The sequence below is a fragment of the Bradyrhizobium rifense genome (assembly GCF_008123425.1).
In the GTDB taxonomy this organism is placed as follows: Bacteria; Pseudomonadota; Alphaproteobacteria; order Rhizobiales; family Xanthobacteraceae; genus Bradyrhizobium; species Bradyrhizobium rifense.
Genome location: NZ_VSSS01000118.1, coordinates 14658 through 27203 on the forward strand (window position 1 = coordinate 14658; position 12546 = coordinate 27203).

Annotated in this window: 13 protein-coding genes; 7 read left to right on the top strand and 6 right to left on the bottom strand. The window is 64.4% G+C overall.

The window, feature by feature from the left end; genetic code table 11:
* Positions 1-127: 127 nt before the first annotated feature.
* Positions 128-1405: an ArgE/DapE family deacylase gene (locus tag FXB40_RS47085; protein WP_148779056.1), complete on the bottom strand. Its 1278-nt coding sequence runs from the start codon at positions 1403-1405 to the stop codon at positions 128-130.
* Between the two features lie 52 nt (positions 1406-1457).
* Positions 1458-2183, bottom strand: a complete 726-nt coding sequence (locus tag FXB40_RS47090; RefSeq protein ID WP_148779057.1) for a pyridoxamine 5'-phosphate oxidase family protein — start codon at positions 2181-2183, stop codon at positions 1458-1460.
* A gap of 76 nt (positions 2184-2259) precedes the next feature.
* On the opposite strand from FXB40_RS47090, the gene pdxR reads away from it, so the two are divergent.
* A complete protein-coding gene (pdxR, locus tag FXB40_RS47095; RefSeq protein ID WP_148779058.1) occupies positions 2260-3729 on the top strand; it encodes a MocR-like pyridoxine biosynthesis transcription factor PdxR in 1470 nt (489 codons plus the stop codon).
* A gap of 67 nt (positions 3730-3796) precedes the next feature.
* Complete coding sequence (locus FXB40_RS47100) at positions 3797-4042, top strand: DUF6719 family protein (RefSeq protein ID WP_148779059.1); 246 nt, start codon at positions 3797-3799, stop codon at positions 4040-4042.
* Positions 4043-4044: 2 nt separating this feature from the next.
* Here FXB40_RS47100 and FXB40_RS47105 read toward each other — a convergent pair whose 3' ends face one another.
* Positions 4045-4410 carry a hypothetical protein gene (locus tag FXB40_RS47105; protein ID WP_148779060.1) on the bottom strand — a complete coding sequence of 122 codons (366 nt, stop codon included), beginning with the start codon at positions 4408-4410 and terminating at the stop codon, positions 4045-4047.
* A 34-nt stretch (positions 4411-4444) separates the two neighbouring features.
* Complete coding sequence (locus FXB40_RS47110) at positions 4445-4822, bottom strand: hypothetical protein (RefSeq protein ID WP_148779061.1); 378 nt, start codon at positions 4820-4822, stop codon at positions 4445-4447.
* A gap of 192 nt (positions 4823-5014) precedes the next feature.
* On the opposite strand from FXB40_RS47110, the gene FXB40_RS47115 reads away from it, so the two are divergent.
* On the top strand, positions 5015-5209 hold the full coding sequence (locus FXB40_RS47115) for a hypothetical protein (RefSeq protein WP_148779062.1): 195 nt from the start codon (positions 5015-5017) through the stop codon (positions 5207-5209).
* Here the strand turns inward: FXB40_RS47115 and FXB40_RS47120 are convergent.
* Positions 5199-5747, bottom strand: coding sequence for a CreA family protein (locus tag FXB40_RS47120; RefSeq protein WP_148779063.1), 549 nt, complete (start codon positions 5745-5747; stop codon positions 5199-5201). The two genes, FXB40_RS47115 and FXB40_RS47120, sit on opposite strands and share 11 nt — an antisense overlap.
* Before the next feature lie 208 nt (positions 5748-5955).
* Between FXB40_RS47120 and FXB40_RS47125 the strand changes: the two genes are divergently transcribed.
* The 4 genes from FXB40_RS47125 to FXB40_RS47140 all read left to right on the top strand — a co-directional run bounded on the left by FXB40_RS47125 (position 5956) and on the right by FXB40_RS47140 (position 10099).
* Entirely contained in the window at positions 5956-7638 is a 1683-nt protein-coding gene (locus FXB40_RS47125) for a L,D-transpeptidase (RefSeq protein WP_148779064.1), read from the top strand.
* A gap of 88 nt (positions 7639-7726) precedes the next feature.
* A complete protein-coding gene (locus FXB40_RS47130; RefSeq protein WP_148779065.1) occupies positions 7727-8296 on the top strand; it encodes a glutathione peroxidase in 570 nt (189 codons plus the stop codon).
* 191 nt (positions 8297-8487) lie between these two features.
* A complete protein-coding gene (locus FXB40_RS47135) occupies positions 8488-9528 on the top strand; it encodes a polysaccharide deacetylase family protein (protein ID WP_148779066.1) in 1041 nt (346 codons plus the stop codon).
* A gap of 7 nt (positions 9529-9535) precedes the next feature.
* Complete coding sequence (locus FXB40_RS47140; RefSeq protein WP_187437620.1) at positions 9536-10099, top strand: dihydrofolate reductase; 564 nt, start codon at positions 9536-9538, stop codon at positions 10097-10099.
* A gap of 78 nt (positions 10100-10177) precedes the next feature.
* Here the strand turns inward: FXB40_RS47140 and FXB40_RS47145 are convergent, their stop codons facing one another.
* Positions 10178-12187 carry a tetratricopeptide repeat protein gene (locus FXB40_RS47145; RefSeq protein WP_148779067.1) on the bottom strand — a complete coding sequence of 670 codons (2010 nt, stop codon included), beginning with the start codon at positions 12185-12187 and terminating at the stop codon, positions 10178-10180.
* Positions 12188-12546: the final 359 nt, after the last annotated feature.

The window sequence follows — 12546 nt, forward strand, 5'->3', positions numbered from 1 at the left end:
AGCCGTGGCCACAACCGAGCTGCCGTAGGGTGGGCAAAGCGAAAGCGTGCCCACCATTCGTCGGAATTGAGAAAGTTGGTGGGCACGGCGCAAGTGCGCCTTTGCCCACCCTACGAGATCTCGGCCGCTACGCCTTCTCCACCCCGCACCACTCCGCGATGAACAGCGCCATCGCCCTGGTGGTCTTCTTCAACGACTCCAGCTCGACATATTCGTTGAAGCCGTGCATCTCCCCGCCGCTGGCGCCAAAGCACAGGCTGGGGATGCCGTAATTGAGCCCATAGAAACGGGTATCGGTGAGCGCGGTGAAGACGAGATCTTCGACCGCGCCGCCATAGACCTTGTTGAAGGCCGTGCCGAACGCGGCTTCCGGCGCCGCGGAATCTGTCAGCTCATAGCCTTCCGACAGGAAGCCCGACCATTCGACCTCCGGCGGATTGTTGGCGAGGAAGCGGTGGTTGCGCGAGGCGGCCGCAACACAGGCCATGATCTCCTTCTGGTGATCAGCCACCGACCAGCCCGGCAGGATGGCGATGCGGCAATCAACGTCGCACCAGGCCGGCACGCTGGAGGCCCAATCGCCGCCCTTGATGATGCCGGGGTTGAAGTTGATGGGATGGTTGAGCGTCTTGAAGTGACGGTCGGCCTTGGCGCGCTCGTTCCACTCGATCTCGAGCTTCTGTAGCGCGTGGACGAGATGATAGGCCGCCATGATCGCATTCGAGCCCGAGCCGGCAAAGGCGACATGGGTCGGATGACCCTTCACCCGCAGGCGAAACCAGATCACGCCGACCTGCGAGCGCACCATCTTGCCGCCGGTGGGCTCGGGGATGAAGCAGGCATCGGCGCGGTAGCCGCGCTGCAGCGTCGAGAGTGCGCCGACGCCGGTGCTCTCCTCCTCGATCACCGACTGAAAGTGAATCCGCGCTGTCGGCTTGAGGCCGGCCGCCTTGATCGCATCCAGCGCATAGAGCGCGCCAATGGTACCCGACTTCATGTCGCAGGCACCGCGGCCGAACATCTTGCCGTCCTTGATGACAGGCGAGAACGGTGGCGTGTCCCACAATTCCAGTGGCCCCGCCGGCACCACGTCGCAGTGGCCCTGCAGGATCAGCGATTTGCCGGCCTCGATGTTCGGACGATAGGTGCCGACCACCGTGCGTGCCTTGGAGAAATCATGCTCGATCGGGCCGAAGCCGCGCAGATCCTTGAGATCGTCGACATTGATGTGCCAGTCGTCGACCTCGTAACCGCGCGCGCGCAGGAGGTCGCCGATCATGTCCTGGCACGGCCCCTCCGCCCCACGGGTCGAAGGGATTGCAACGAAATCGCGCGTGGTCGCAAGCTGGGCTTCGAAGCCGGCATCGACGGCGTCAAGAATCCTCTGCTGCGTTTCGGCATTCATCAGGCAACTCCGGGCATCCAGTTGGTCGAGGGTGCGCGCAGGCTAGCCGATTTCAGCCGTTCGGGTACTCCACAAAATAAGCATCCCGCAATGCATCTTCGAGCAGTCGGCCCTCCGAATAGCCATTCAGCGTCGCCGGCCGGCTCACGCCGTCGAGCAGCCGCGGGCACGGCTCCGGCGCGCCGAGAACGGTGCGAACCGGAATGCGCTCGGCATAGATCGGCAATTCGTAGTCCTCATCGTCGTCGGCGACACCCTTGGCGCGGACCTTTGCGGAAGCTTCCTCGATCTCCATCGCGATAAACGAGGTCGCCTTGATCTCCTGGGTGTTGCTCGCCCGCAGGCCCGCGGTGCGATCCGGGAAGAAGCGATCGACCATCGCGACCACAGCGCGCTCCTTCTCTTGCGCATCGGTCACGAGATAGGCGGTGCCGAACGCCATCACCGCGCGGTAGTCCGCCGAATGGTTGAAGCCGCAGCGCGCCAGCACGAGGCTGTCGAGATGGGCGACCGTCAGGCACACCCGCTCGCCTTTGGTCTGGCTGCGCAGCATGCGGCTAGCGCTCGAGCCGTGCCAATAGAGTTTTGTCCCCTCGCGCCAGAAGAAGGTCGGCGTGCAATAGGGCTGGCCGTCGATGACGTAGGAGACGTGGCACAGCATCGAGGAGTCCAGAATGCGATGAACCGTCTCGTGATCGTAGAAGCCGCGATCGTGCCGGCGCTTCACCTGATTGCGCGCTGAGGTCGGATAGGAATTTGAAGTCTCAGTCTGGCTCACGGCCGCTCCTCATCGGGATTGGAACAATTCCAGGCTAGTTGTAGCCGCGCATTTGGTCTGCGATAGTGCCAATTCCATGCAAAAAATTCCGACCAATTCCCTCGCCCCGGCCAAGGCCGAGCTGCCGCTCGATCTCACCGGCCCACACATCACCGCCGGCGCCTCCTCGGCGCACCGGCTGTACCAGGCGCTGTGCGAGATGATCGTCTCTGGCCTCGTCAAACCCGGCGAGCCGCTGCCGCCGTCGCGCACGCTGGCCAGGCAGACCGGCTTTCGGCGCAACGCGGTCGTGACCGCCTATGAGCGCCTGATCGCCGACGGGTTTGCGCAAGCCACTGTCGGATCCGGCACGTTCGTCGCCGCGCGCATCCCGGCGCGCGCCGCCACACCGAAGAAGCCGAAGGTGATTGTCGAGGCGCCGAAGCAAGGCGCGCTCTCGCTTGGCTGCACCCATATCGACGAGCGCGCGGTACAGCGCTTTCGCGCGTTCGTCGGCCGGCGCATGCGCGCCTTCGGTACCGAGCATCTGCATTACGGCGATCCGCGAGGCAGCCGTGAGTTGCGGGTCGCGATCGCCGATCATCTGCTGTCGGCGCGGGGGCTGCGCTGCGACCCGGACCAGATCATGCTCACGTCAGGCACGCTGCACACCCTGCGCATCGTTCTCGGCACGATCCTGAAGGCCGACGATCAGGTCTGGTGCGAGGACCCCGGCTATCCCATCGCACGCAGGACCATCGCGCAATGCGGCTATCGCACAGTGCCCATTCCCGTCGACGCCCACGGCCTGCAAATCGCGAGGGGCCGCACCGCAGCACCGTCCGCGCGCGCGGCCTATGTCACGCCGTCGCATCAGTTTCCGCTGGGCGTGCAAATGTCGATGTCGCGGCGGCTGGAGCTGCTCGACTGGGCGAAGCAGGCCGGCGCCTTCGTGTTCGAGGACGATTACGACAGCGAGTTCCGATATGACGGCGCGCCATTGATGTCGCTCGCCGGCATCGATCACCTCCAGCGCGTGATCTACATGGGCACGTTCGCAAAGACGCTGTTTCCGGGACTGCGCATCGGCTATTGCGCTCTCCCCGAACGCCTGATCGGCGACGTCACCGCCGCGCGCGCTGCGCTCGACCGTTTTCCCGGAACGCTGATGGAAGGCGCGGTCGCCGATATGCTTAATTCCGGCGCTTTCGCTGCAAATTTGAAGCGCGTGCGCAAGCTTTACCGCGAGGCCCGCGATGCACTGGCCGAAACGCTCGAAGCGGCTTCGGATGGCGCGCTGTCGGTCCCAGTGCCGTCGCAGGGCTTGCACCTGGTCGCGCAGTTCGATCCGTCCGTCGCGCCAGCGGTTGCGGCTGAAGTAAAGCAGGCCGCGGGCGCGGAAGGCTGGCTTCTCGCCGACACCTATGCGCGTGCGCGTCCGCTACCCGGTTTCGTGCTGGGATTTTCGGGGCACGCGGTTCCACACCTCGTCGCCTCCGCCGAACGGCTGGCGCGGGAAGCGCGCGCTGCCTTGCGCAACAAAGGCAAACCGGGCCGGCGAGCGTGACAAAGGTTCACTATGAGAATCGTGTGCCGCTCCCTACATTGCTGCACCGACGCCGGAACCCCTCATCATGCCATTCTGCCGCGCAGCCTGTCTCTCAGTCCTGGTCTCCGCCGCGCTCGCGACGCCAGCGCACGCGGCCACGGTCGGCCGCGACCAGGACATCGTGGATCTCAAGCTGGGTCAGCGCGTGATGGTGGATGACGGAACCTGCCCGGCCGGACAGGTCAAGGAAGTTCGCGGTTCGAAGATGAGCGACAAGGGTGTCGTGCGAACCAGTTCCTGCGTGGCACGGTACGGTCCGAAATCCAAGTAACCCTACGACTTCGCCGGGTCGAACATACACTGCAAGGTCGGCTTGGCGATCTTGGTGAAGGTCGCGCCGATCTCGCTTTGCTTTGCCGCCGGCACCCAATCGGTCTCGATCGTGGGAACGCCGGTCTCGCTGATGCCGCGCAGCAACGCCTCGCGCAGGTCGCGATCCTCGACCACGGCCGCGGCATGGTCATGCAGACAACCGCAGACCTCCTCCGGATGCTCCCAACGCCCGAGCATGCGCGGGGCACATTGCCGCACGAATTCGGTGCGCGGGTCGGGCAGCCGGCTTGGTGCGCGCACTTGCGCCTGGACGGAACTGATCGTCAGAAGGGAGAGGATCGCTGCGGCGCAGAGACGAAGGTTCATGATGGCTTTTGCCGGCTAATTTTCTTGTTGCTGATCAGAAGCGCGCGGCGAGAACGATGGGCTGCGGCGCGGTGGTCGTCACCGGCGAGCCGCTGTACTGGAAGGTGCCGATACCAGGCAGATTGCCGTCCGGGGCGCCGGCGAACGAGGAACCGGCGAGCACGAAGCAGAAAGCAAGGATGAAGCTGAGCGCGCGCATGGATCTGTCCCCGAATTGCGTGGCCGGCGGTGTGCCGTCGTCGTTGTGAAGCTGATAACCATCCGCGGTTTCTTCCGTGATGCGCCCAAAGCGCAAAATGGTTTCGTTCCCGGTGAGAATTGTTTCGTCGCCCGCGAACTGACGAAACAATTCCCGGAAAACCTCAATCATTTCAGATGGGGCGCGTGACGGTTTGAACTCGCATGGGAGCAACCGTCCACGCAGGTTGAGGTGACGCGGTCACATCCACGACGTCAGCGCTTCACATGCATTTTACGGTTTTCTGCTGAAGAGAACCGCAAACGAAGGCCGGTCCTGCCGATGAACCCGGAACTCGCCCGGCTCGACCGAAGCCTTCGAAAACCGAAAGGCCCGTCAACCGGGCACATCTAAGGAATGGCTATCATGGTGGCGCAAGATCGCGCAACGGCGCGCGACGCGGCCGAACGGACCGACAGTGCCGATCAACGCACCGCTTCGCCGGGGGCGATGGCCCTGCAATCAGGCCGCGGCTACGAGGCCGCGCCGCAGGCGTTCGTACGGCTGAGCGGCTCGCACCTTGCGAAAGCGCGCGTCAGCCGCGAACCCGTCACTGAGTGAAGAAGTCGCCGCACTTCTGGACGTTCGCGTCGGCCGGTCCCCACGGCATGATCGGCACCGACGAGGTCGAGTTCTTCGGCGATCCCTCGATCAGCTTGTCCGAATAGACCATGTAGACCAGCACATTGCGCTTGGCGTCGCAGCCACGCACGATCTGCATCTTCTTGAAGAAGAGCGAACGGCGCTTGCGGAACATGTCGTCGCCCTGCTCCATCTTGTCCTTGAATTTGATCGGACCGATCTGGCGGCAGGCGAGCGAGACGTCGGAAACCTCCTCGGCAAGACCGAGCCAGCCCTTGAAGCCGCCCTTTTCCGGTACCGTGAAATGGCAGGCCACGCCCTCGACCTCGGGGTCGTCGAGGCCATAGGTCGCGAGCTTGTCATTCGGGCTCATCCATTTGAACACGGTGGAGCGGCGGAAGATCAGATCCGGCTCGTCGGCGGCTTGCGCGGACGCCGCTGGCATAGCCAGAGCCAGGAGCAATAAAGCGAGGCCTTTCAAGCGGATGCCGGAAAGACCGGGGAAACGAGATGACATGAAGTTCTCCGGTAACAAGTTCCAGCAATGTAGGCATGGGGTGGTCGTTCAGGAAGACGATGGCAGGCGGGCGTTGCCGCCGTTTACCGCTCCGTGAGGCTTTTTTGCTACGTCTTGGACAAAATTAGCTGATGGCAGAACTGCTCTGCTGGTGAACGCGTATCCCCTCTGCGACACTAATGTCTGATTTGGATTGTGGATTCGAGGAATGACTAGCGTGAACGGGTCCCGTTTTGCTGCCGCGCCGGCACGGCTGTGGCAGTTCGCTATCTTGACGGCCGCGGGTGCGATCGGTACGACGAGCCAGGCAGAAGCAGCGTTCTATTACACACCGGATTATTCGGGCACTTCCTACTACTCCCAGCAAGAGCGGCATCCTGAGGAGCCGCGACAGAGGCCGCAAAAGCGCGGCTCGGCTGCCGCCAAGAACAAGAAGGAGACCGTCGCCGAGAAGGAGACCGGCGCGAAGCCGCAAGGTCCGCTCGTCATCGTCGTCTCGATCGACCGGCAGAAGGTGACGGTCTACGATTCCAACGGCGTGTTCGCGGAGTCGCCGGTGTCGAGCGGCATGAAGGGCCACTCCACGCCGATGGGCGTGTTCAGCATCATCCAGAAGCACAAATTCCACCACTCCAACATCTATAGCGGCGCGCCGATGCCGTACATGCAGCGGATCACCTGGTCCGGCGTCGCCATGCATGCCGGCGTGCTGCCGGGCTATCCGGCCTCGCACGGCTGCATCCGCATGCCGATGGCGTTTGCGGTGAAGATGTGGAACTGGACCAAGATGGGCGCGCGCGTGATCGTCACGCCCGGCCAGATGACGCCGCAAAACTTCTCGCATCCGATGCTCGCCTCGCTGCGCGTCCCGCCGCAGCCGGCCGCAAGCCTCGAACCGACAACGAGCGTTGGTGACAAGGCGGACAAGGGTGCGCCTGAAACCAAGGTCACTGAGGCGAAGCCGGTTGAAACCAAAACCGCAAGCGCTGAAGGCGTGCTCGAATTGCGCTCCACGGTGGGCCACACCGTGATGTCGGATGCGACCACGGGCAATGCGCCGGGCCGCGAGGAAGCCGCCAAGACTGAAGTCGAGGCTGATACGAAGTCCGCCGAGGCCTCCGAGCCGGCCAAGCAGCCCGACGCTGCGGCGACGACGGACGAGGCTGCCAAGCCCACTGATGCGGCGAGCACCGAAGCGAAGCCTGCGGAAGCTAACAAGGCGAGCTCGGCCGACAAGCCGGCTGCGAAGGTCGAGGCCGCGAAGTCCGAGCCTGCCAAGTCCGAGCCGGTCAAGGCTGACGCGGCAACGACCGAGAAGAAGCCCGACGCGGCGGTGACGGCAATTGCGCCCGCGCAAGCCGCTTCGCCGGACGCGAAGAAAGACCAGACCCGCGTCGCCGATCCCGCGCCGTCCGTGAAGCCGGACCTGCCGAAGCGGACCGGTCAGATTGCAGTGTTCATCAGCCGCAAGGATTCCAAGCTCTACGTGCGGCAGAATTTTGCGCCGCTGTTCGATGTGCCCGTGACGATCGCTGCAAGCGACCGGCCGCTCGGCACGCACGTTTTCACCGCCGAGGTCGACAAGACCGATGCCAATGCGTTGCATTGGTCCGCGGTGTCCCTGCCCGTCGCCGTCCGCGCCGCTGCGCGCGAGGACGACGGTCACGTCACGCGCCGCCTGCGTGGCGCCGCCGTGATCCCTGTTGCCGCAAAACCGGTGATCACGCCGGATAGCCCGGCCGAGGCACTGGATCGCATCACGATCCCTGCCGACGCGATGGCGAAGATCAACGAGATGCTCACCACCGGCGGCTCGGTCATCGTCTCCGACCAAGGCATCAACCAGGGCGAGACCGGGGAAGGCACCGACTTCATCGTCCGGCTGTACTGAGCCTGGCACCGCGATAACGTGGTGTTGAGCGGGCCGGTCGTCTCGGCGGAGTAAGCTGCGCGCCGGATCACATCCGGGGGACTCCGCCATGCTGAACCGCAGAACCGTACTCACCACGGCGCTTCTCGCTGCAGCCGCCTCGGCAACGCGTGCGAGGGCGGATGCCGGCATGAGCCGGATCTCCGCTTACGCATTCTCGTTTCCCGCTTTGTCCGGCGACGACATTCGGCTGGCCGCCTTCACCGGCAAGCCGGTGCTGGTGGTGAACACCGCTTCGCTGTGCGGCTACACCCCGCAATATGCGGGCCTGCAGGAGCTCTGGAGCGAGTTTCGCGCGCGCGGGCTCACCGTGATCGGCGTGCCCTCCAACGATTTCGGCGGCCAGGAGCCGGGCGGCACCAGCGAGATCTCGGAGACCGCACACCACCAATACGGCGTGACCTTCCCCATCACCGCCAAGGCCGTCGTGATCGGGACGAAGGCGCACCCCTTCTACAAATGGGCCGCCGAGGCACGGCCGAAGGAGGTTCCGAAGTGGAACTTCCACAAATACCTGATCGGCCGGGACGGCTATATTGCCGAGGTGTTTCCGTCGGCTGTCGAGCCTGCCGACACGCGCATCAAGACGGCGATTGCCAGGGCTTTGGCTGACAGCTGACCGATCGCGTCCGAACAGGCTTCTCGAACAGGTCTCTCAAACAGGTCTGGGCACAATTGGGGCGAAGCGCCAAACAGCCGTTGCCATGGCGACGGGCCACCATCTAGGCTAGGATGATCAGGGGCAGGATAGGTTTTGCCGGAGGCGAAAAGCCGCGGCGGAACAACGGGATCAATCTCGAGGACAACACCATGCGTGTGGCGGCAGGACTGATTTTGGCAAGCGCGATGTCTGTTGCGCTGACAGGCGCGGCATGGTCGCAGACCCCGGCCGCGAAACCCGCGGCCGCCACCCAGGCCGCCCCCGCGGCGGCCACCCAGGCCGCCCCCGCGGCGGCCACACCGGCCGCTGCTCCGGCTCCGGCGGCCCCTGCCGCAGCGCCCGCGCCGCAAGCCGCCGCCTTCCCGCCCCCGCCGCAACAGGCACCGCAGCCGGCACGCGCGGCCTGCAACAATCCGAACGCGCTGGGCGTTGCCCGCACCGTGGAGATCGACACCACGGGCGGTCCCGGCTTCGGCTTCGAGCATTTCAAGGAGCTCGACTTCCTGCGCGACAAGGAGGTCGTCTTGACCTTCGACGACGGTCCCTGGCCGCACAACACGCCCGCCGTGCTGAAGGCGCTCGCCGACCAGTGCACCACCGGCGTCTTCTTCTCGATCGGCAAGCACGCCACCTACGAGCCGGAGATCCTGAAGCAGGTCTACGCGGCCGGCCACATCATCGGCACCCACACCTGGTCGCACGCCAACCTCAACAACAAGAAGCTGACCGAGGCGCAGCGCAAGGAAGAGATCGAGAAGGGCATCAGCGCCGTGAAATGGGCGCTCGGCGGCATCTCGCCCGCAGCGTTCTTCCGCTTCCCGGCGCTGCAGCACCCGCCGGAGATGGTCACCTATCTCGGCAACCGCAACGTCGCGATCTTCTCCTGCGACATCGACTCCTTCGACTTCAAGGCCTCGAAGCCCGAGAAGGTGATTGAGACCGTGATGAAGGGGCTCGAGAAGAAGGGCAAGGGCATCATCCTGATGCACGACTTCCAGAAGCACACCGCGGAAGCCCTGCCCGAGCTTCTGAACCGTCTCAAGGCCGGCGGCTACAAGGTGGTGGCGATGCGCGCCAAGGCGCCGGTCGCCTCGCTCCCCGAATACGACCACGAGCTGATGAAGGACGTCAAGCTGCCGACGGTGAGCACGCGCCCGGTCAATTCCGTGGTGACGACCGTTTCCGAATAGACGTCGCTTGTCTTTCCATTTCGAAGGTTACGTCATCGTCTCGGCGGACGGCATGCTTGCCGACGCAAGCCGCGTCATGCCCGACAGTCTGAAGTTCGAAGGCGACAAGCTGTTCTTCGAGCAGGCGCTCGATGGCGCGGCGCTGATCGTGCACGGCCGCAACTCGCATGAGCAGCAGCAAAACTCGCCCAAGCGCAAGCGGCTGATCACCACCCGCAAGATCAAGGCCCTCACCGTCGATCCGGAGATGCCGAACGCGACGCTGTGGAATCCGGATCATGCGAGCTTCGAGGAGGCTGCCGCCTTTGCCGATGTCGCCTCGGGGCGGGTCGCGATCATCGGCGGCCCCGTGGTGTTCGACATGTTCATGGACCGCTTCGACACGTTCTGGCTGTCGGAAGCCCCGCATGTGCGGCTACCCGGCGGCGAAGGCTGTTTTGTCGAGGTGCCCAAGCGGACACCGCACGAGGTGCTGGCGTCGCATGGGATGAAGCCGGGCGCGCCGTATCTGCTCGACGCGGCCAATGACGTGACCGTCACGCCGTGGCGGCCGGCGAGAGGCTCCACCTAAAACCTCGAAAACAACCGCATGCACAGTACCGGTGTTTTGATACCGGCGCGCAACGCGTGGGCTTGCCACGCATAACGCTTACTGCGTGGCGGGTCCGGCCACCCTGAATTTCTCGAGTTCGGCGCGCACGTTCCGGAGGACGCTGGTCCAGTCGCCGGGCTGTATTTGCCGGAATTGCCGCAAGCTCGGATACCAGGGACTGTCGTCGCGGTTGAGCAACCACCGCCAGCACCGGTCGAAACGATTGAGCAGCCAGACCGGGCGGCCAAGCGCGCCTGCAAGATGTGCCACCCCTGTGTCGACACTGATGACCAGATCCAGTGCCTCGATCAGCGCCGCGGTCTCGCCGAAATCGTGGAGATCGTCCGTCCAGTCGTGCAAGGACAGACCCTGCGGCGGCGACTGGCTGGCCCCTGGTCCCTTCTGGAGAGAAACGAAACTCACCCCCGGCAGGTCCGCCAGCTCCGAAAATCGTTCGAGCGGAATCGACCGGCGCCGGTCGCCGCTCATCGTCTGATTGCCGGCCCAGACAAGGCCGACCCGCATTCCATCGAGCTGCCCGACCCGCTCGCGCCAGGCCGCCACGCGTTGCGGATCGGCCCGGAGATAGGACGCCTCTCGCGGGATGGTGTCGAGGGTGGTGCCAAGAACCCGCGTCAGGCTCAACAGCGGACAGTGCAGATCGAAGGACGGCAGCGGATCACCACACGCGACGACGCGCTCGAATCCCGGCAACCCCGTCAGGAGCGGCAGCAGTGGCCGCTGAACCTCGAGAACGACCCGCCGTCCCGCCGCAATCGCCGGCACGAAGCGACAGAACTGGAGGGTGTCGCCCAGGCCCTGCTCCGCATGCAGCAGCAGGACGCGATCGCCGATATCGCCTCCATCCCAGAGCGGCTGGCTGAAGCCGCGGAGATGCGGCTTTTTCATCTCCTGCTTCCACCGCCACTCATATTCGCGCCAGCCTTCGTCGAACTGGCCGGCCAGCAACAGCGTGATGCCAAGGTTGAAATGCGCGTCGGCATAATCCGGTCTTTGCGACACCGCCGTTCGCAAACTCTGAATGGCTTCTTCAACCCGCCCAAGATCGTAAAGGAGTGTGCCGAGATTGTTGCGCGCCTCCGGCCAGGCCGGATTGCGATCGAGCGCTGCCCGATAGCAAGGCTCCGCTTCGTGGAAACGACCGGCCTCGCGAAGCGCGTTGCCCAGGATCAGTTGCGCCGGGACATAGTCCGGCTTCAGACGCAAAGCTTCCCGGCAGCATGCTTCCGCCTCTTCCGGCCGCCCCCGCAGACGCAGCAAGTCGCCGAGATTGTTCAAGGCCTCGGGGAAATTCGGCCGCAGTTTGCAGGCTTCGCGAAGATTGACCTCCGCCTCATCCAGGCGCCTCAACTTGATGAGAAGGCCACCAAGATTGTTATGGGCCTCCGCAAATCCCGGGTTGAGGCGTAGCGCCTCGCGATAGCAACGCTCGCATTCCCCAAAGGCGGCGAGATCGAACAGCACGGCCCCAAGATTGCAATGGGCCTCCGCAAAATCCGGCCTCTGCCGCAGCACCTGCCGAAACTCGCTGATCGCATCGTCGAATTGCTTCCGTCTCACCAGCAGATTGGCGAGATGGAAACGCGCATCGACCTGAGCGCGAACTGCGGCGAGGTCGAGGCCAACGGGATGTCGCAATACGAGCCGGTACTGGGCCTCCTCGCTTGCGACCTCCCCGCACTCACCCAGCAGCAGACCAAGCTGAATGTGCGTCTCCAGATTGCCGGGCTGATGCAGCAGCGCGTCCCGGTAGCTCGCGATGGCCTCGCCCCTGCGTCCGAGCGCGCGCAGGGCGACAGCCATGTTGCTGTGATAGGCGCTGTTGCGAGGCTGGAGCTGGACGGCACGGATGAAGAAATCGAGCGCCCTGTCGGGGTGACCGGTCTGGAGCGCAGCAACCCCCAGCAGGAAAACAGCGTCCGCGTGATCCGGCCGGGTTGCCAGTAGCTGCCGATAAATCGCCTCTGCTTGCGCCAAGCGCCCCGCGCGATGATGCGCGAGACCGGCCTCGAGCGATACAGACCCTGACGACGCTTCGGCATACATGACGCGGGGGCCCTATCATCGACGCGATGACTCGCTCCCGATCATTCTGCAGCAACGACCTTGCGCGAAGCTGGGCACAGCGCGAGCGTCGGCCGCTCAGGCGACGATGACGTAGGGTGGATTAGCCGAAGGCGTAATCCACCACTTTTGTATCCGCAGTGAGAGGCGTTGGTGGGTTACGCCCAGCGGCCGCGCTTCGCGCCGCCGCCGGGCTAATCTTACTGCGTCATGGGCGTCGACGTCCGTTGGATGCTGCGCCGACGCCACAGCATGGACATCGCGGCAGGGTTTTGATGAGCATGCGGATCAATCGGACGCGCATGGTTGCGATCGAGTTTGGGATGTGGCGCTCAGGCCGC

Bases quoted from the DNA above. Each gene is read 5' to 3' on its own strand.
- FXB40_RS47085 (WP_148779056.1), bottom strand. From the start codon at position 1,405: ATGAATGCCGAAACGCAGCAGAGGATTCTTGACGCCGTCGATGCCGGC.
- pdxR (WP_148779058.1), top strand. From the start codon at position 2,260: ATGCAAAAAATTCCGACCAATTCCCTCGCCCCGGCCAAGGCCGAGCTG.
- FXB40_RS47100 (WP_148779059.1), top strand. From the start codon at position 3,797: ATGCCATTCTGCCGCGCAGCCTGTCTCTCAGTCCTGGTCTCCGCCGCG.
- FXB40_RS47105 (WP_148779060.1), bottom strand. From the start codon at position 4,410: ATGAACCTTCGTCTCTGCGCCGCAGCGATCCTCTCCCTTCTGACGATC.
- FXB40_RS47115 (WP_148779062.1), top strand. From the start codon at position 5,015: ATGGTGGCGCAAGATCGCGCAACGGCGCGCGACGCGGCCGAACGGACC.
- FXB40_RS47120 (WP_148779063.1), bottom strand. From the start codon at position 5,747: ATGTCATCTCGTTTCCCCGGTCTTTCCGGCATCCGCTTGAAAGGCCTC.
- FXB40_RS47125 (WP_148779064.1), top strand. From the start codon at position 5,956: ATGACTAGCGTGAACGGGTCCCGTTTTGCTGCCGCGCCGGCACGGCTG.
- FXB40_RS47130 (WP_148779065.1), top strand. From the start codon at position 7,727: ATGCTGAACCGCAGAACCGTACTCACCACGGCGCTTCTCGCTGCAGCC.
- FXB40_RS47135 (WP_148779066.1), top strand. From the start codon at position 8,488: ATGCGTGTGGCGGCAGGACTGATTTTGGCAAGCGCGATGTCTGTTGCG.
- FXB40_RS47145 (WP_148779067.1), bottom strand. From the start codon at position 12,187: ATGTATGCCGAAGCGTCGTCAGGGTCTGTATCGCTCGAGGCCGGTCTC.